14 protein-coding genes are annotated in these 17,431 nt (G+C 67.2%); 5 read left to right on the forward strand and 9 right to left on the reverse strand.

The genetic code is table 11. From position 1 onward, the window contains the following. The first annotated feature begins 22 nt into the window (after positions 1–22). A complete protein-coding gene (locus ACFUO4_RS15175; RefSeq protein WP_232646720.1) occupies positions 23–682 on the forward strand; it encodes a hypothetical protein in 660 nt (219 codons plus the stop codon). A gap of 321 nt (positions 683–1,003) precedes the next feature. Beyond that, positions 1,004–2,476, forward strand: coding sequence for a hypothetical protein (locus ACFUO4_RS15180; RefSeq protein WP_383484346.1), 1,473 nt, complete (start codon positions 1,004–1,006; stop codon positions 2,474–2,476). 226 nt (positions 2,477–2,702) lie between these two features. On the opposite strand, the gene ACFUO4_RS15185 is transcribed toward ACFUO4_RS15180, so the two are convergent. The 5 genes from ACFUO4_RS15185 to ACFUO4_RS15205 form a co-directional block, all read right to left on the reverse strand. Further along, positions 2,703–3,014 carry a hypothetical protein gene (locus tag ACFUO4_RS15185; protein WP_383484349.1) on the reverse strand — a complete coding sequence of 104 codons (312 nt, stop codon included), beginning with the start codon at positions 3,012–3,014 and terminating at the stop codon, positions 2,703–2,705. A gap of 122 nt (positions 3,015–3,136) precedes the next feature. Further along, positions 3,137–4,003, reverse strand: a complete 867-nt coding sequence (locus tag ACFUO4_RS15190; protein WP_383484352.1) for a hypothetical protein — start codon at positions 4,001–4,003, stop codon at positions 3,137–3,139. Then, positions 4,000–4,716: a ParA family protein gene (locus ACFUO4_RS15195; protein WP_383484355.1), complete on the reverse strand. Its 717-nt coding sequence runs from the start codon at positions 4,714–4,716 to the stop codon at positions 4,000–4,002. Before ACFUO4_RS15195 ends, ACFUO4_RS15190 begins: the two co-directional genes overlap by 4 nt. Before the next feature lie 165 nt (positions 4,717–4,881). Then, positions 4,882–5,454 carry a helix-turn-helix domain-containing protein gene (locus ACFUO4_RS15200; protein ID WP_383484358.1) on the reverse strand — a complete coding sequence of 191 codons (573 nt, stop codon included), beginning with the start codon at positions 5,452–5,454 and terminating at the stop codon, positions 4,882–4,884. Then, a complete protein-coding gene (locus ACFUO4_RS15205) occupies positions 5,451–6,956 on the reverse strand; it encodes a transcriptional regulator (protein WP_383484361.1) in 1,506 nt (501 codons plus the stop codon). The genes ACFUO4_RS15200 and ACFUO4_RS15205 overlap by 4 nt, the downstream gene beginning before the upstream one ends. Positions 6,957–7,581: 625 nt before the next feature. Here ACFUO4_RS15205 and ACFUO4_RS15210 point away from each other — a divergent pair. Both ACFUO4_RS15210 and ACFUO4_RS15215 read left to right on the forward strand, forming a co-directional pair. Next, entirely contained in the window at positions 7,582–9,465 is a 1,884-nt protein-coding gene (locus ACFUO4_RS15210; protein ID WP_383484364.1) for a DNA/RNA helicase domain-containing protein, read from the forward strand. Between the two features lie 222 nt (positions 9,466–9,687). After that, the gene (locus tag ACFUO4_RS15215; protein WP_383485705.1) at positions 9,688–11,805 is read left to right on the forward strand and encodes a DUF2075 domain-containing protein; all 2,118 of its coding nucleotides are present in this window, start codon (positions 9,688–9,690) and stop codon (positions 11,803–11,805) included. Positions 11,806–11,887: 82 nt separating this feature from the next. On the opposite strand, the gene ACFUO4_RS15220 is transcribed toward ACFUO4_RS15215, so the two are convergent. After that, entirely contained in the window at positions 11,888–12,016 is a 129-nt protein-coding gene (locus ACFUO4_RS15220; protein WP_383484367.1) for a DUF6408 family protein, read from the reverse strand. Positions 12,017–12,487: 471 nt separating this feature from the next. Between ACFUO4_RS15220 and ACFUO4_RS15225 the strand changes: the two genes are divergently transcribed. Further along, positions 12,488–13,774, forward strand: coding sequence for a hypothetical protein (locus tag ACFUO4_RS15225; RefSeq protein ID WP_383484370.1), 1,287 nt, complete (start codon positions 12,488–12,490; stop codon positions 13,772–13,774). Between the two features lie 198 nt (positions 13,775–13,972). Here ACFUO4_RS15225 and ACFUO4_RS15230 read toward each other — a convergent pair whose 3' ends face one another. The 3 genes from ACFUO4_RS15230 to ACFUO4_RS15240 form a co-directional block, all read right to left on the reverse strand. Next, entirely contained in the window at positions 13,973–14,791 is an 819-nt protein-coding gene (locus ACFUO4_RS15230; RefSeq protein ID WP_383484373.1) for a helix-turn-helix domain-containing protein, read from the reverse strand. A 162-nt stretch (positions 14,792–14,953) separates the two neighbouring features. After that, complete coding sequence (locus tag ACFUO4_RS15235; protein WP_383484376.1) at positions 14,954–15,721, reverse strand: hypothetical protein; 768 nt, start codon at positions 15,719–15,721, stop codon at positions 14,954–14,956. A 73-nt stretch (positions 15,722–15,794) separates the two neighbouring features. After that, positions 15,795–17,303: an MFS transporter gene (locus tag ACFUO4_RS15240; RefSeq protein ID WP_383484379.1), complete on the reverse strand. Its 1,509-nt coding sequence runs from the start codon at positions 17,301–17,303 to the stop codon at positions 15,795–15,797. Positions 17,304–17,431 lie beyond the last annotated feature (128 nt).

Here is a 17,431-nt window from a genome sequence, read left to right on the forward strand (position 1 = left end):
GGAGGCGTCGAAGGGGTGGGGCTTGCCCGAGGAGCGGATAGAGGCATCCGGTGAGGACGCTTCACTGGAGCAACAGGAACCGGTCTGCATTCTGGACGCGGTCATCTGCGTGCACTTCGTCGGCGCAAACCTCCAGCGCCTCCTGGTGGACGTCCTGCAGAAGGCCGACCTCGTGCTCCTCGTGCCACAAGAAGTCTGCGACGAAGTCGCACGTAAAGACCGGAAGTACAAGGGGATCAAGCTCAGATGGGCCCGCTTCACGAACAGTGACTGCGTCAGGGTGCTGCCGGCGCTCCAAGCCCAGTCAGCACCCGACCGCGTGGTTGAGGTCTTCGTGGAAGTGCGAGGTCGTCAACTCGAAGATGCCCTGCGGGAGTCGAAGGATCTCGGCGAAGCAGTCGTCGTAGCCCACGGAGTGCACTACCAGGACCAGGGGCACGAGGTCCTGGTCGCCATCGATGACCAGGGCGGCCAGGCCCTCGCGGCAGACCGCGATCTCCAGATCATTACCGTCGAGGATGTTCTGGAAATGGCTGTCGAATTCGGAAAATTCCCCACCGAGGGTGACCTCAAGAAGATCTACGAAAAGCTTCGTAAATTCGGCGACGGGCTGCCACCCTACGGGTACACGTCACTGTCCGTCCGTTTCAAGGAATGGCTGGCCCGTAAGTCGGAGGGGTAGCGGCAGGCCCGGTTCCACTCCGTTACTCGCCTTCATCGCATCAACGAAGCAATTACTCCGTCCCCATTATCTCATGTGTGCGCCGGACAAGTGACAGATGATTGGCTCAACTGAGGGCCAGGGTAATTCGCCCAATGCCTCCCGATTCCGGTGGCGCTCAGCACTCGTGGGAAGCGACCTGCCAGCCCTGTGACCCTCGGTGGGATCCAGGTTGTCAGTGGGCGTCAGTACGATCTCGGGAGACGAGCCACATGCCCTTCGTGATCAAGGAGCATGCGGACGGCCGACACTGCAGTACCGCGTTTCGGTAAGGGGCAGGACATGACTTTCGACACGAGGTTGATTCAGACAGCAGTCCTGGGTGATCCCGACTCAGACGAGCCGGTGATCTGTCCAGAGGACCCGATCGAACTGGACATCTTCAAGGAGGAGACGCAAGGGGCCACATTCTGGTGCAGCCCCTTGTTGGGGGGATGCGGCCGGCAGTTGGGGACACGGAGATGCGTTACCCGCGCGTCCCACTTCTTCCATCTTCACGATCCGGAGGGTGTGCAGTCTGATTGCACCCGGCGTACACGGGGCGGAGGTATCGGCAGCGCCGATCACCTCTTCGTCAAGAGCGCGATGCAGAGGGTGTTCCACCGCCAGGGACTGGAGCCGCGGTACCGGTTCGTAAGCCTTGATGACGCACCGGTCGGCTCGGTGGTGGACATCGAGCTCAACGGCCACAGACTACGCGTTCATATGAACAAGGACGTCCCTATCGATTGGAAAGCGGTCGGGACTGGTGAACTCATCCTGGGGCCCGGAGTCCAGATCAGCGACGACCTGCTGCAGGTGCTGCGGTATGTCAACCGCGTGAAGTTCAGGAGCGAGGGCCGTCGACGGATCATGGTCATCGGTACACAAGTCGCAGGGGAAGCCACGACCTGGGGCATCGATCCATCAGACTGCAAAATCGCAGATGACGGCTGGCTCGTGACACCCGTCGTGGAACGAGTCTGGAACACCGAGGGCCACGACCCCGCACGGCTGCAGGACGTGTGCAGGAGAGCAGGCGATGAAACGGCATCCGAAGCTTCGCCGCAGATCGGGGAGCTGATCCGCCTGATCAAGTTGGACATGCATGCCGGGCTGACAGGCTCAGTGCAGAGCTTGTGTGAACAGGCCGAGCAAGAAATCAGTAGATGTCGGGGTACAGCCCTCAGCCGGCTGAGGGCGGTGCTCGCGGAGGCCCGTGACTGGCTCAACGGACAGGACCGTGATCGGCAACGCCTCTTCAACCTCCTCGGCAAGGCTCAGCGAAACCGCGACGTTACCCAGACACGCGCTCTGGTCGCCCGGGCAGAAAAGCTCCTCAAGCGGGGCACGCCAGCCTCACAGGCAGAACAGGACATCCTGGCGTCCGCGAGGCGAATGATGGCGACACCTGCTCCGGTGCCAACGCCCAGGCCTCCCACTCCGTCTCTCACGGTCAACGTTGTCCCTCCCCAGCCCGAGCACCAGTCCCCGGCAGACCGTTCACGGCAAAAGCAGCGAGCTGAGCGCGAAGACCTGACGAAAGCCAAGGAAATTATCGTTCGTCTGCGCAGCAAGAGACTGTCTGACAAAGAACGGCTGGACCTCCTTACCCGACTGGTCTCGCTGGAGGAGACCGTCGGCCACCGTTTCTCCGTCCGAGAGCGACACGACGTACAGCGCTGGAAGAGGAGGTTTCCCTCCCTGCGCGGTAGCGCCGCAGGCACGGCCGTTACTGACAGTGGCGCACCGGCGGCCGCTGCCATGACCGAGTGATGCTGCACCTACTCAGGGAAGGATTTGCCGTTCCCTCTTCTCCGGAGCGAGGTAAAGAGCGATGCCCGGCATGGCTGGGAGCGGTCATCTTCGCCCGGCAGCACCCCTCGACGACGGCCCAATGTGACCCAAGCAAGGCGCTCGCCTCCAGTCGGCATCGTGACCGCAGCCGCCGTGCCCAAGACATGCTGCGCGACCAGGTCGCAGGAACGGCCGAGAAGGCCGGTCAGGAAACGTCTGTCTCTTGTGGCTTGAGGTCGGGTGGGTAGCCCTTTGCGCGGAGCCAGGTGTCGAGGGCGAGAGCGACGATGTCTCCGTGGGGTACGCCGGTGTCGGCGTTGTAGTGGCGGATCCGGCGCTGGAGCTGGAGGATTTCGGGGACGGCGTGGTTGAACTGTCCGCGTTTGGTGTGCCGGTTTCTGATGACGTTCAGGGTGTCCGGGTGCGGCGTGAGAACGTCATCGGTCGGTTGGGGCTCGGCGTCGAGCGCGTCGGCGATTTCACGTAGTCGGCGGGCGTAGGGGGAGTGATCAGGCATGCGAGCTGCTCCGGTCGGTCCGGATAGGCGGATAGCTATCCGCCTATTGGGTTATTGGAATAGTCGGCACGGGGCGGCCGCCCTCTTGCGTGAGGGTGGCCGCCCTGTGCCTTGAGGTCGGGTCAGAACCCGCGGGTGGTGAGCCACTCGTCCAGGGCGACCGAGACGATGTCGCCGATGGGCAGGTGGTCGAGTTCGTTGTCCAGCGCGAAGCGCTTGAGCCGCTTCTTCAGCTTCAGCGCTGTGGGGACCGACGAGTCGAGACTCTCGCGCGTGATGATGCGCTGGTTGAGAACGACGGCGGTCTCAGGAATGTCCTTGGGACGGCCGGATCCCTGAGCCCACGGTGTTCCTTGGCTGGGCGCTGCCTGTGATTGCGCCTCCTGTTCCTGGTGAGCCCGTGGAACATCGGTCCTCACCGGGAACCCGTTGCCGCCTGCGGCCGTCGGGGAATCTGCAGGGCGAAGCGCTACCTCGGCGCCCCAGGCTGCGCCGGGAGCCGCGGATGTGCCGTGCTGCACAACGGGTGCGGCTGGCTGCGTGGGCTGGATGGCAGGTGCTGCGGGCTCGGCAGCCGGGAGTGCAGGCGATACCTGCCGCTCCATCGGCTGACCGGCGAATTCCGGCCCCGCCTCGGTGGCGGCGACGGCCGGGCGAACTGGCTGACTGGCGGCCGGCTCCGGGACGGGCCTGTTCGGGGCCTCTGCAGTCGGCTGGGCGGAGGTCTGTGCTACTTCGGGCATCGCCTCGGCCCGGCCGTGTGCTGACCCCTCGGGGTTGGGAACAGCGAAAGGAGCGGGCTGAACCTGCGGCTCGCCGGCCGCGGGACGGCCTTCGCCCGGGGTAGCGGCCTGTTCGGCGGCGTACTGCTCGTGGGTGAGCTCGGCGGCCGGGGGAGGGGGCGGAGGGGTCGTCTTCCTTGCTCCGCCCAAGGCACGACCGCCCGGGCGTCGGGCCGGAGGCCTGATCCTTTCATTCTTCTCGCTCATGCCGCGGTCAGCTCCTTCATCAGGTTGGCGTACTCGCTCAGCTCGGTCGGGATCTCGCCGAAGGCCTCCATGTAGTGCACCCAGGAGTGGATGGTGGTCTCGGCGAGCGGGAACGCCTCGTCGCGGTCCGGGCCGATGCCCTCGCCCTCGGCGGGGTCGAGCAGCTGGTCCTTTGCCCGGCCGGGCAGGCTGGTGCGGTCGTCGGCCTTGACCATCACGACATGGGCGGTGACGCCGTGCTCGTTGCGGGCGGCGGCGCGCTCAGCCTCGTCGAAGGTGGCCACAAGCTTGCGGCGCTCGATCTTGGTGGGGGCGACCGGGACGAGCAGCAGGTTCGCCTCGGTAACAGCCTCGTGGAAGATCCGGGCGCTGCCGCCGCCAGCGTCGACCACGATCGCGCCGAACTCGGCGCGCTTGGCACGGATGTACTCGGCGATGTCGTCGAACGGGTACCGCTCGACAACCAGGTTCTCGGGAATCTCGAAACCGGCGGCCTGGGCGACCTTGAACCAGTCGTAGGCGGACTGACTGGTCGCGTCGGCGTCCAGCAGCAACGTGGGCAGGCCGAGGACGACGGCGTAATAGAGGGCGATGAACCAGGCCGAGGTGGTCTTGCCGGTGCCGCCCTTGAGCATGCCGACGACGATCACGAACGCGTCGAAGGCGCTTGCTGTGGCTGCGGCCAGGGTCTTGTGACGGGTGTTCTCGTTCACGTGTGCTTGATCTCCTGAAACGGGAAGGGGTGTTGTTTGGTACGTGCGTTGTCGAGCGGGCCGACGACGGGGGTGCCCGTGCTGCCACGTGGCGGCCGGATTGGCGCATGGCCGCCTTTTTGATCTGCCAGGCGGGGTGGGGCGCACCTACGAGGACGTGGGGGTTCATGGCCGCTTCCTCGGGGTGTGGGCGGGTCCGTGGTGGTGCTGGGCCCGCATGTGGGTGCCTGCTTGGTGCAGGAGCCGGTAGACGGTGGCGATGGAGTAGCTGTGCTCCCTGGCGAGGTCCGGGACCGTGGCGCCTGCCTCGTACCGTGCGCGCAGGGACAGTGCGACCTTGTGCCGTTCGGCGGCCCGCGCTGCGGCGCGCATCCGCAGGGTCTGCTGGGTGGTGCGCACGGTGCCGCCGGCTTCGATCAGCAGGCGCCGGGCACCGCGCCTCGTCTCTCCCGCGGTCGCGGCGAGTTCGGTGAGGGTTGCGCCGTGCTGCTCGTACAGGGTGCGCAGACGGGCCGCGAGTCGCCTGCGGGCTTGTGGGTTCTGCCGCATCCGGCGTGTCTGCCAGGAGGTGCGCATGACGGTTCCGGCGTCGTGCAGCCGGTTGAGGACGGTGCCGTAGGACAGGCCGCTGGCGGTGACGAGTTCGTCGACCGTGGCACCGGACTCGTACTGCTCGCGCAGGGCTTGGGGCGTCACCGCTTTGCTCGCGTCGGACGTGACCGGGGGATGTGGGTTCATGCGACGGACTCCCATTCGCTGAGGGCTTCGGCATGGGCGGCGGCCAGCTCGTCGTAACTGCGCTGGTCGGCGGAGGTGATGAGGATCAGGCGGCCGTCGGTGGCGATGCGCCAGTCGGCGGCCGGACGACCGGTGGCCGGGTCGAGGACGCGCCCGTCCGGGGCGTGCCACGGCGGTGGGATCTCGTCGGGACGCGGCACGGGTACCAGGACTTGACGGCCGTCGCGGACGATCACGAGAGCCCTGCTGCGGTGCTCCGCAAGCCGGTTCAGTGCCTCCTGGTAGGCCGCCCGCTCGGCCGCGTGCAGGGCCTTCCGCCGGGCCGCGATGCCCCAGGTGCCGTGTTGCTCGGCGACCTTGTCCCAGCCCTGTGCCGGCGCTGTGGTGCGGCCGCTGTCGGCGTCCGGGAGGCGGATACCGAAGCCCTCCAGAGCACGTGGTGCGAGGGTCCAGGTCTCCCCGGTGTGCTGGACGAGGCCGTGGTCGGCGAGGCGTTTCAGGGTCCGGTAGGTGGTGGCGCGGGAGACCGAGGAGGTACCGACGAGCTCGGCAACGGTCTGATCCTGGCGTACGCGTAGAGCGCTGATGATCATGAGGGCAGCGCTGCCGAGGCCGTGGTGGGCAAAGGCGTCGTGGGCCATCAGGCGGCCGAGGACGGTGGAGTCGATGTCGGCGTTCGTGGCCGTCTCAGGGGTGGTCCACTCCTCAAGTGCCGGGTCGGGGGGGAACTGAGTGGACCGGAAACGAGACAGCAGAGCCGGGCAACCGTGACCGGGGATGTTGCCGTCGCCCAGGTACCAGGTGGAGCCCTCCCGACCATGACCCACCCGCAGACGCCGCAGCCAGCCACGCGGCCGGAGGACCGTCTCGTAGACGACCCGCAGTGTCGTGCGGGACACCCCGGCTTCCTCCGCGGCCTGCCGCTCACTGGCGTGGTGCAGCGGGCCGCCGGCGACCTCGGCGAAGTTCAGGTGCGCTCTCAGGACCCGCAGCGCTGTCCGTCCTCGTTCCCCGCGCCACGGTGTCGTTTCGATCCGGTCGCGCAGTGCGGCGAGAACCTCGTACGCGGCGTGCCGGGAGCCCAGCGCACTGGTGCTGCTGATCGCGTCCGAGGCGCTGGCCCACACCCGACGGATGTAGTCCAGGGCGCGGGACTGCCCGGAGCGCAGTGCAATGTTGCGGGCGTGACGTCCGCCTTCGTGCTCGGGGTGCAGCAGGAGCTGCGTCAGCTGGTCGACGGTGCCGCCGGCGCGGGCCACGTGGCAGGCGATGGCCGCCGTGATTCTGTGGCCGTGCTCGGCCGCGCCCTGGCGATCCGCGCGCAGGACCACGCTCCGACGGTCGGAGCCGAGTTTGCTGTAACTGCCGGAGGCGTAGCGGCCGGTGAGGTCGCCGAGCAGGACGAGATTGGCCGCGGCGGGAGGCAGCCGGTGAAGACCCAGTCGCTCGCTCGGGTGAATTGGTCGTCGGGGTGAGTCTGCCTGGTGGGTGTGGTGTGGCACTGTGGGGTCGTCTCGCAAGGACGTGGACGCCACCTGGGCCCGCTAAAACCACGGGTGGTGTCCGGAACCGACCTCCAATCGGTGCCAAGCGAAGCCTCCAGGATTGCCGTCCTGGAGGCCTTCGTATGCCTGGCCCCGCATCAGAGGCAGGCGTCCCCATCGCGGCTCGACCGAGATCGATTCGGAGTGTCGCCAGAGGAGTCCAGATCCGTTCGACACCGCCCTGACCTCGGCCGATTCGGGGCCAAACAGAGGGCGATTGCCTCTGGCTGGCTCCGAGCAGCTCGGGTCGAACCCGGGTCGAATCAGAGCGGTTTCCTCTGACTGCCTCCGATCGCCTCTGCAACCCGACCTAGCAGGTCACAACCGATCCAGCCCGCAAAGGCGCAGGTCAGAAGGGTGCTCAGGAATACCCGGCGTACAGCCCGACTCGTCTGCCTCCCGGCTTTGTCCGCCTAGCGGAGTCGATGGGCGTCTGTCTGGAGTCCTCCGACCCGGTCGGTCCCGTAGGTAAGCTTGATCGCACCGTAGTCGCGGCCCGACGGGCTTCCGCTCCACTCTGGTGGAGTCTCGAAGGACATGCCCCCACCCGCACGAGTCATTTCGTGCTGCCTGGGGGAAGTCCTTGCTGTTCCGCGCGTCCGCCGAAACGGTCGCCGTCATGGCGCTCGACGGCTCGCTCTTCCTGCATCTCACTGAGCAGTTTGCGCATATGCACGGCTATTCCCCCGGTCTGTCCGAGGTTCGCTCCTGGGAGCGAAGTCTCCCGGTTCTCGCGTCCGCTCTGAACGAGGCTGGTCTCGGCGCTGTCGAGGTCATGATCGAGTATGCGCTGCCCCTGAACAGCAAGCGCGCCGATGTCGTGCTCGCCGGCGTGCACCCGGCCACGGGGGAACCGTCGTACGTCGTGGTGGAACTGAAGCAGTGGAGCCAGGCAGAGCCCGACGAGGATGATCCGATCCTGTGCCATGTGGACGCCTACGCGCACCCGGTCCTCAACCCCATTGAACAGGTGCGTAGATACAGCGAGTACCTCGTCAATTTCAATGGCGCGGTCGCTGAGCACCGTCAGCGTGTCAGTGGAGTGGCATTCCTGCACAACGCCACCGAGTTCGGGGTGAGTGGACTGCGTGAGCTCGAGGTCGACGGCCAAGGGCAGTTGTTCACCGCCGAGCGTCGAGGAGAATTTTTCAGCTACCTCCGCGCCAGGTTGAGCGACAAGCATCCGGGAGCTCGGGCAGCGGACGAACTCCTCGCGGGCAAAACGGTCCCCTCGAAGCAGCTGATGTCCGTCGCGGCCCAGGAAGTGCGCGACCGTGAACAGTTCATCTTGCTGGACGAGCAACAGGTCGCCTACCGCATGGTCCTCAACGCCGTTCGCAAGGCGAAACGGTCCGACCACAAAGAAGTCCTGATCGTCACCGGAGGGCCCGGAACGGGCAAGAGTGTCATCGCCCTCTCCGTGCTCGGTGAGCTGTATCGGCAGGGTGTCCCGGCCCTGCACGCCACCGGCTCCCAGTCGTTCACGAAGACCATGCGCAAGGTGGCCGGGGCCCGTAAGCGCGAAGTGCAGGACCTGTTCAAGTACTTCAACAGCTTTATGACGGCCGAGAAGAACTCTCTCGACGTAGTGATCTGCGACGAGGCTCATCGCATTCGTGAGACCTCCGCCAACCGCTACACCCGGGCCGCCCAGCGCACCGGGAAGCCGCAGATAGACGAACTCATCGACGTCGCGCGCGTTCCCGTGTTCCTCCTCGACGAACACCAGGTGGTGCGCCCGGGCGAAATGGGCACGGTGGCCGAGATCAAGGCAGCGGCCGCCCGCAAGGGGGTCGCCTGCCATGTCATCCCGCTGGAGAGCCAGTTCCGTTGTGGCGGTAGCGACGCCTATCTGCGATGGGTGGTACGGCTGCTCGGCTTGGAGCCGGGCGGCCCTGTGACCTGGGACCCCGACGACCGCATGCGGCTACTGGTCGCCGAGAGCCCTCAGGAGATGGAATCCTTCCTGGAAGCCCGTCGCACCGAGGGCTACGGAGCCCGCATGTCTGCCGGCTACTGCTGGCCGTGGTCCCCGGAGCCCAAGCCCGGCCATCCGCTCCCTCTGGACGTCGTCATCGGCGAATGGGCCCGGCCCTGGAACCTGCGCGGCGAACGTGCGGTGTCGGGGGCGCCGCCGTCGGCCCTGTGGGCTACCGACCCGGCGGGTTTCGGACAGATCGGCTGCGTCTACACGGCCCAGGGCTTCGAGTACGACTGGTCCGGCGTCATCATCGGCCCGGACTTGGTCTGGCGGGGTGACCGCTGGGTCACGGATCGCACGGCGTCCAAGGACCCGGTGTTCAAGAAGTCCACGTCGGATGCCGAGGTGGACCGGCTGATCCGCAACACCTACAAAGTCCTGCTGACCAGGGGCATGGTCGGAACCGTCGTGTATGCGACGGACCCGGAGACCCAGGAGAAGCTGCGCGAGCTGGTGGGAGCGGAGAAAGTGGCAGCTGCGGTGTGAAAGTGGCGACGCCTTCTGGGCTTCCGCGATCGCATTCACACACCGCCGTGTTTTCGCCAACGGTGCTGCCCCGCCGTAGCAACCTCGAACAGAAGCCGTCCGCGTGGATCAGCGGTCTGCCTAAGATCACCCGTACCGGATGCGGCCCGACGGGCTTCCCTCAGCAGGACACGCCCCCACCCGCACGAGTCACTCGTGCCCTGGGGGAACCTCCTCGTGTCGATGCTCCTGCTGAAACTCTCGGCAAGGGACCTGCTCACACTCAATTCGAGGCGCAGAATGGTGCCTCATCTCGCAGAGCGGTGGAAGCATTTCCGGCGCACCGAGGCGTCACTGACCGAGCGCAGCGCTTGGGCCGAGAGCCTGGTCAACCTCGCCAACGACTTGGTGGCGGCGGATCGTGGCAACGTACAGATGGTCGTCGAGTGCGCGGCGACGGTGGATCAGCCCGAGGATGCGAACGACCTCCGTCTCGTCGACGTCGTTCTCATCGGCAGACACCCGGACAGCCACGAGCTGTCGGTGCAACTCGTCGAACTGAAACGATGGTCCACGGTGACCCGGGTCGAAGCGGCCACCGCCGACCTGGTTCACGTACCCGGAATGATGGAGCCCAAGAAGCACCCCGCCCTCCAACTACGGGAGTACTACCAGCTCTTCACCGGTGACCGAGGGCCGCTGAGCGGACTGGCCTTCGAGTGCGGGGGCTTCGCCTACCTGCACAACGCCACGGACGAATCCGTCAAGCCCCTGATGGACATCGCCGCGCCCACGGGCGCGTACGCGCGCCTGTACACCAACGACGGCCGCGACCGGCTCCTGATGGATCTCCGCAAGCACTTCGCGCGGGAGGGTGGTGACTCCGCGGCCGAAATACTTCTCAGCCGGATGAACCTGCGGAACACCCCCTTGCTCGACGCGATGATCCGGTCACGCGGTGAGGACACGGTATTCACTCTGCGCGGGCGGCAACGGCAGGTTGCGGAGGACATCCTGGGCACTGCTTCCGCGGTTCTGGGAGAACCGGGCCAACCTGCTCTTGTCCCGGATGACAGACGTGTCGTGTTTCTCGTGACCGGTGGCGCCGGGACCGGGAAGAGCGCCATCGGCCTGCAGGTGAAGGCGGAACTCGAAGCCCAGGGGCGAACTGTGAAGTACGCCAGCGGCAGCCGGGCCTTCAACGGCGCGATGCAGGAGCACGTCGGTTACGGTGACCGGGAGTTCAAGGAGAGCTTCACCTACTTCAGCAGCTTCGTCACGCCGCCGGAGCCTCCTCTGGACGTACTGATCTGCGACGAGGCACATCGCCTCCGGGACCGCTCGACGAGCCGTTTCTGGAAACCCGAACAACAGGGCACACAGCCTCAGGTTGACGAGCTGCTCGACGCGTCTCGTCTGACCGTGTTCTTCCTGGACCGGAGTCAGACCGTACGGCCGAACGAGGTCGGCACGGTCGAGCTGATCGAAGACGCCGCGAAGCGGCGCGGTGCCGCATTGGTCCCCTATCAGCTCCGCGAACAGTTCCGCTGCGGAGGGAGCGACGCATACGTCCGCTGGGTACGAGCAGTCCTGGGGTTGTCGGAGGACCAGCCGGCGGAATGGACGCCGGACGGGCTGATGCACATCGAAGTCGCCGACACCCCGGCGGAGTTGGAGCGGATCATTCGCACGGAGGCCCTTGCCGGTGCTTCGGCCCGTATGGTCGCGGGCTATTGCTGGCCCTGGACCAAACCGCAGGGCAAGGAGAAGCGCCTCGAGGCCGACGTCCGCATCGGCGGTTGGCATCGCCCGTGGAACGCGGACAGTGACAGCTTCTGCGAGAACGGGGCACCCCCGTCGAGGATCTGGTCCGTGAACGAGGCGGGGCTCGACCAGATCGGCTGTGTGTACACGGCGCAGGGCCTCGAATGGGACTGGTGCGGCGTCATCATGGGCGACGACATGGTGCGCCGCGACGGCCACTGGGTGTTCCGGCGTGGCAAGGACTTCAAAGAGCCGGGAACCAGCATCAGACGAGTGGCGGAGTCAGGGTCGTTCGACCCGAAGGTGCGGGCGAGCAGTCTCACCGATGACGAATTCGCCCGGTGCGTCCGCCACGCCTACCACGTGCTGATGACGCGTGCGAGCCGTGCCACTGTCCTCTACTCCACGGATGACGAGACGAGGGCTTACCTGAAGGAGCTTGTGGGCGAGGTGCACGTCCACGGGCTGCGCCCCACGTGGGAAAACCTCCCGCCCGAGGCCCGGGTGCCGCATCTTCCGCGCCCGACACGTGGTGGTAGGCGCCGCTCGCGCAAACGGAGGATCACCGCGCCGTCCGGACAGCATCCGTTGTTCTGAAGGGGGTCCGAACGCTGTCCTGACGCGCATGGAGCCGGGCGTGAAAGAGTGGCGGGCTCACCGGGCCCGCCACTTGCCCGCGTCAGAAGAGCAGGCGCGCTGCCGCCGCCAGCGCCGCCAACACGAGGTTGGACACGACTCCGGCGGCGGCGCCCACCAGGACCTCACGGGGCCAGGTGCGACGCGCAGACTTGTACTCGTCAGTGTTCACTGGGGCCACTCCTCGGTGATGGATTCGGAATGGCAGGGATCGCCCTACCGGGCAGCCGCCCTCACCGTGAAGTGAGGTCCACTTGGTGGCACCACCGTTCGTCATCCACGACCGCTGAGGCGGCTCGCGAACTCTGCTCGCGTACCCTCCGGGAAGGTGCGCAGCGTGAACGCACCTTATCGCACGGTGCAGTTGAGGAGTCCCCGCCGTGAGTTGGAGTGGTCGTGGCACGTGGGAACGACGATAGGGCTGCTTTCCGCTGCCAGTTACCGCAATGCTTCAGCGCTCTGGGCGTGATCGGGCGGTGGGCGCTCGCTCGTCCAGCCGATCGTCGTCACGCCGGCCATGGCGACGGGGTGGCCGCATTCCGTCTGTAAGCGTGTCCCCAGCACGCCGGGCTGACAGGCAGCGGAGGTGGTTGCGCGGCGAGGTAGCGTCAGATACTGCGAAGAGCCACTTCAGGAGCCGACGATGGACGACGACCTTCAGTTGATCAGCGACGGTGACGGCCTGGCCGTCATCGGAAGCCCGACGGCTGTCGAACGCTTCCTCGTCTCCGAAGGACTGCCGTCGAAGGATCTCGGACTGTCAAGGCTCGGCCCCATCCTCGGTGCTGCGGCGGGAGCCGCGCAGGCTGGCGCCGAGGTCGCGGCCGGCTCGGGGCGCTGGGTGAAGTTGACCGAGCAATCGGCGCACGCCATCGAGAAGTACGGGCTGATGAAGGGCTCGAACTCGGGTGTAAGCCGTGCCGTGTTGATGAAGAACGGCAAGATCAAGGGGCTCCTCGAAATGGAGAGGACGCCTGGATCGTTTCTCACCAATCCGGCACGTCTGGCCGGTGCGGCGGGGCTCATGGCGCAGCTTGCGATGCAGCAGACCATGGACGAGATCACCGACTATCTCGCGGCGATCGATGCGAAGGTCGACGACGTCCTCCGCGCTCAGAAGGACGCCGTGTTGGCGGACATGATCGGAGCTGGCCTCGTCATAGAGGAAGCCATGACCGTCCGAGAGCAGGTGGGCCGGGTCTCCGCGGTCACGTGGTCGAAGGTGCAGGCCACGGCGATGACCATCGCGCGGACCCAGGCCTACGCACTGCGTCAACTCGACGCGCTCACCGAGAAGATGGAGCACCAGACCAAGATCGGTGACCTCGCCAAGGTCTCCAAGGACGCGGAGGTCGCAGTGGGGGAGTGGCTCGCCGTTCTGGCTCGTTGCTTCCAGCTCCACGACGCCATCTCGGTGCTCGAACTCGACCGCGTACTGGACGCGTCTCCGGATGAGCTGGACCGGCATCGCCTCGGGCTTCGGGTAGCCCGGCAGAACCGGAGGGAACTCATCTCGCAGACCACCGAGCGTCTACTGGTCCGCGTGGACGCGGCCGCCGGCAGGGCCAACACGAAGGTGCTGCTGCACCCGACCACGTCCCCGGCTGTCGTACATGCGGGCAATCATGTCGCGGTCGCCGTCGTCGACTTCCACGGGCGGCTCGGGATCGAGCACGGTCGACGGTCGGTGGACGCGAGACGGTGGTTGGACGCGGCCGCCGAGGTGAGGGACAAGGCGCTCGACACGGGAGCCGGAGGCGTCAACGCCGCGAGGCGTCTCGGTAACGAGACCCTCAATCGGGCCAGGTCGGTGACGAGCAGACTCTCCAGCGAGATCGGCGACCGAGCGCTCCGTCGGCGTCGGGATGACGAGGAACGCGACGAGAAGGGAGACGAGGAGGGAGACGAGAAAGGGGACGAGAAAGGCTGAGATCTCGGTATGAACGGGGACAGCACGACACCGTGCGCTTCGACTGGGTGATCGTGCGGAGACCTCCGGCCTCTGGAGGCCGTCGGCTTCGACTTCGTGCCCCTGGACGACGAGGGCCGGATCGTCGCCGACCACCAGTACTTCGACACCCCGCTCAGCTACGTGGTCCCGGCGCCCGGAGAAGCCGCCTGGCCTGCTCTACTCCGCAGCGGCGTGCACACGGGTCAGAAGTGCCCCCGTGTCCGCGTCGGCCGGCAGGAACGCCTCGACGGCCAACTCGGCGACGGTCACGTCCAGCGGCATGCCGAAGGTGGCGATCGTGCAGAACAGGGAGAGCTCCATGTCCCGGTAGCGCAGGCGTAGCGGCAGGGTCAGGTCGGCGTTGTCGCCGTGCGGTGGGTGAGTGGGCTCGGGGCCCGCCGGATATGTGCACAGCTCGTCGTACAGCTCCGACAGGCCCGGCTCGGCGGTGAGTTCCACGCGTCGGCGCAGCCGCTGCATCAACTGCGCGCGCCAGTCGGGGAAGTTGAGGATGCGCGGCTGCATGCCCTCGGGGTGCAGGGCGAGGCGGAGTGCGTTGACCGGGGAGCGCAGCAGATGGGGCGCGGCGCCCTCCGCGAAGAGCGCGAAGCCGCTGTTGCTGAGCACGATGTTCCAGTGGCGGTCCACCACGAGGGCCGGGAAGGGTTCGTGCCCCGACAGGATCTGGCGGAGCGCATCGTGTACGGGGCGCATCTCGGCGGCATCCAGGGGAGAGTCCGTGTAGGCGGGCGCGTAGCCGGCGGCCAGCAGCAGCTGGTTCTGGTCGCGCAACGCCAGTTCGAGGTGGCGGCCCAGTCGCAGCACCATCTCGCGGCTGGGCTTGGAACGCCCGGTCTCCAGGAAGCTGAGATGACGCGCGGAGATCTCGGCCCGGGTGGCCAGTGCGAGCTGGCTGTAGCCCCGCTGCTCCCGCCACTGCCGCAGCAGCTCGCCCACGGGGCGGGCCACTTGCCGGCTCACCTGCACCTCGGTCATCTCTTCACCCTGCATCATTCCGGGCGTTGGGGACAACGGTTGAAGACGGTCACCCGAGCGGTCCGTGAGCGGTCCGTGAGCGGAGACGGGGGACACCGCTCACGGAGCGAGGGTTCTGGGGGCCGCGGGTTCACCGAAGAGGCTCAGCCTCATACCGGTGGCTCACGCGAAGTACCGGCCCGCCCCCACGAAGCGGCGATGCTCGCGGACCAGGCCCTGATCGTCGCGGAGCAGGAAGTCCACGCCGGTCTCGCCCGTCGCCGTACGCCACGGGTAGCGGAAGGCGTCGTGCTGAGCCGAGGCGCTGCCCGCCCGCTGCCGCGCCCCGCTTGTCACGAGGGCCGCGGCGATGGCGTCCACACCGTCGTGCGCGCCGGTCTCGTCGACGTACAGCGCGCCCGGCAGATAGAGGTCGGCGACCTTCTTGCGCGGTTCCTCGGCCGTACCGGCCGCCAGGTACCGATCGGCCTGCGCGTCCAGTTCGTCCGTGGGCAAGGGCGGCTCGGTGAACTGGTAGTCGGCGATGATGCGGCCCTCGTCGTCGAGGAGTACGACGTCGAAGCCGAGGGCAAGCACGGTGTCGGAGTCACCGGGTGTCATCAGCCAGTTGAACGTCAGCGCGCCGGCGTGGCCGACCGGGTTGTCCCCGGACCGGAAGCGCAGGCCCTGTCCGGCCACGAACTGGTCGTGCGCCTCGGTGACCCGGACCACCAGCTGCTCGGTGCCCTGGAAGCGGCGGGTCTGGGTGTGGTGGAGCCCGTCCGGGGTCCACAGGCTCGCCACCTCGGCCCCGCGCGCGGCGGCGTCGGGCTCGTTCCAGACGGCGACGTAACGCTTCAGCAAGTCGTCACGCTTCAGCAAGTCGTCACGCTTCAACAGGTCGTCACGCTTCAGCAGGTCGTCATGCTTCAGCAGGTCGTCGGCGTTCAACGTCAACTCTCTCTGTGTGTGAGTGTCGGAGCGGCGGCACGACGGCCGCCGCTCGCAAGGGGTGGTGCGGGAGCTACTTCCCGGCGTTCGTCCGCGGCAGCGCCTGCACCAGCAGGGCCAGGGCCGCGGCCACCCCGACGAGGAAGCAGATCCCCATGTCGAAGGCGTGCGCGTAGGTCGAGGCCACGGGGTGGTCGCCCAGTGTGTTGTAGAAGATCACGCCGATGACGGCGACACCGATGGAGTTGCCGATCTGGAGGCCGGTGGTCAGGACGCCGGCGGCCGAGCCCGCGTACTGCGGGTTGACCCGGGCTAGCACCGCGGACGCCAGCGGCGCGACCGCCAGGCTCATGCCGGCACCGTCGATCGCCAGGCCGGGGATCAGCCACGCGGTGTGGCCGCCGTCGCCGAGCTGGGCGGCGGTGATGCCGATGACAGTCAGCCCGACGGCCATGATCAGGGCGCCGACGGCGATGACCTGGCGGCCGAGCCTGGCGGCGAACTTCGTCGCGTTCATCGAGGTGTACATGTAACCGGCGCCGATGGCGGCGAAGAGCAGCCCGGCCTCCAGCGCGCTCAGCCCGCGGCCCGCCTGCATGTACAGGGCGAGCACCAGGAAGAACGACGCCTGGCCCATCCAGAAGACCAGCTGGCAGCCGAGGCCCACGACGAACGCGCGGTCCTTGAACATCGCGATGTTCACCAGCGGGGAGCCGCCCCGTGCCGCGAACGACCGTTCGGCGCCCACGAACACGGCCAGCAGTACCGCGAACGCCGCGAAGCAGCCCCAGGTCCAGGCCGGCCAGCCCTTCTCGCGGCCCTCGATGAGCGGCAGCACCAGCGCGACCAGCGCGAGCGTGATCACGCCGACGCCGAGGACGTCCAGCTCGGGCTTGCCCTCGGCCTTCGACTCGGGGACCAGCTTGACGGTCAGGGTCATGATCAGCAGGCAGATCGGCAGGTTCACCAGGAAGCAGGCACGCCAGTCGAGGCCCGCGATGTCGGCCTCGATCAGGAGACCGCCGATCAGCTGCCCGAAGACGGCGGCCAGACCCATGGCCAGGCCGTACCCGGCGAACACCTTCAGCCGGGCCGGGCCGGTGAAGATCGTGCCCAGCAGGGCCAGCACCTGGGGCGCGAGCAGTGCCGCGGCGAGGCCTTGCAGGACCCGGGAGAAGACCAGGAACTCACTGGTCTGTGCCACACCGCACAGCAGCGAGGCGATCGTGAACAGTCCCATGCCCAGCAGGAACATCCTGCGGCGGCCGAAGAGGTCGCCCAGCCGGCCGCCGGTGATCAGGCCGACGCCGTAGGCCAGTCCGAATCCGGCGACCACCCACTCGATGGCCGAGGAACCCGCCCGCAGATCCGTCTGCAACGAGGGGATGGCGACATTGACGATGAAGAAGTCCAGCGTGGTGATGAAGACACCGGCGAGCACCGTCGGCAGGATCAGCCGATGCGGTACGGCCGGGGGCGCGGCCGCCGGTGCGCCCGGGGACGACGCGGGTACGGCCGGGGGCGTGGCCGACGATGCGCCCGGGGACGACGCCGGGGCGCTGCGGTTGGTCTCGGTGGTCATCCTTCGTAACTCCCAACGAACACACGGGCGTTCAGCTGCGCCCCGGCCGGATGGCCGATGGTCGAGTGCGAACTCCAGCGTGTCGTCGCGGCGTTCCGGGGGTCAATTACCTACCAGGTAGGCGAGGT

The sequence above is a fragment of the Streptomyces sp. NPDC057280 genome (assembly GCF_042668605.1).
Lineage (GTDB): Bacteria > Actinomycetota > Actinomycetes > Streptomycetales > Streptomycetaceae > Streptomyces.

Bases quoted from the DNA above. Each gene is read 5' to 3' on its own strand.
- ACFUO4_RS15200 (WP_383484358.1), bottom strand. From the start codon at position 5,454: ATGAACCCACATCCCCCGGTCACGTCCGACGCGAGCAAAGCGGTGACG.
- ACFUO4_RS15190 (WP_383484352.1), bottom strand. From the start codon at position 4,003: ATGAGCGAGAAGAATGAAAGGATCAGGCCTCCGGCCCGACGCCCGGGC.
- ACFUO4_RS15225 (WP_383484370.1), top strand. From the start codon at position 12,488: ATGGACGACGACCTTCAGTTGATCAGCGACGGTGACGGCCTGGCCGTC.
- ACFUO4_RS15180 (WP_383484346.1), top strand. From the start codon at position 1,004: ATGACTTTCGACACGAGGTTGATTCAGACAGCAGTCCTGGGTGATCCC.
- ACFUO4_RS15185 (WP_383484349.1), bottom strand. From the start codon at position 3,014: ATGCCTGATCACTCCCCCTACGCCCGCCGACTACGTGAAATCGCCGAC.
- ACFUO4_RS15230 (WP_383484373.1), bottom strand. From the start codon at position 14,791: ATGACCGAGGTGCAGGTGAGCCGGCAAGTGGCCCGCCCCGTGGGCGAG.
- ACFUO4_RS15215 (WP_383485705.1), top strand. From the start codon at position 9,688: ATGCTCCTGCTGAAACTCTCGGCAAGGGACCTGCTCACACTCAATTCG.
- ACFUO4_RS15240 (WP_383484379.1), bottom strand. From the start codon at position 17,303: ATGACCACCGAGACCAACCGCAGCGCCCCGGCGTCGTCCCCGGGCGCA.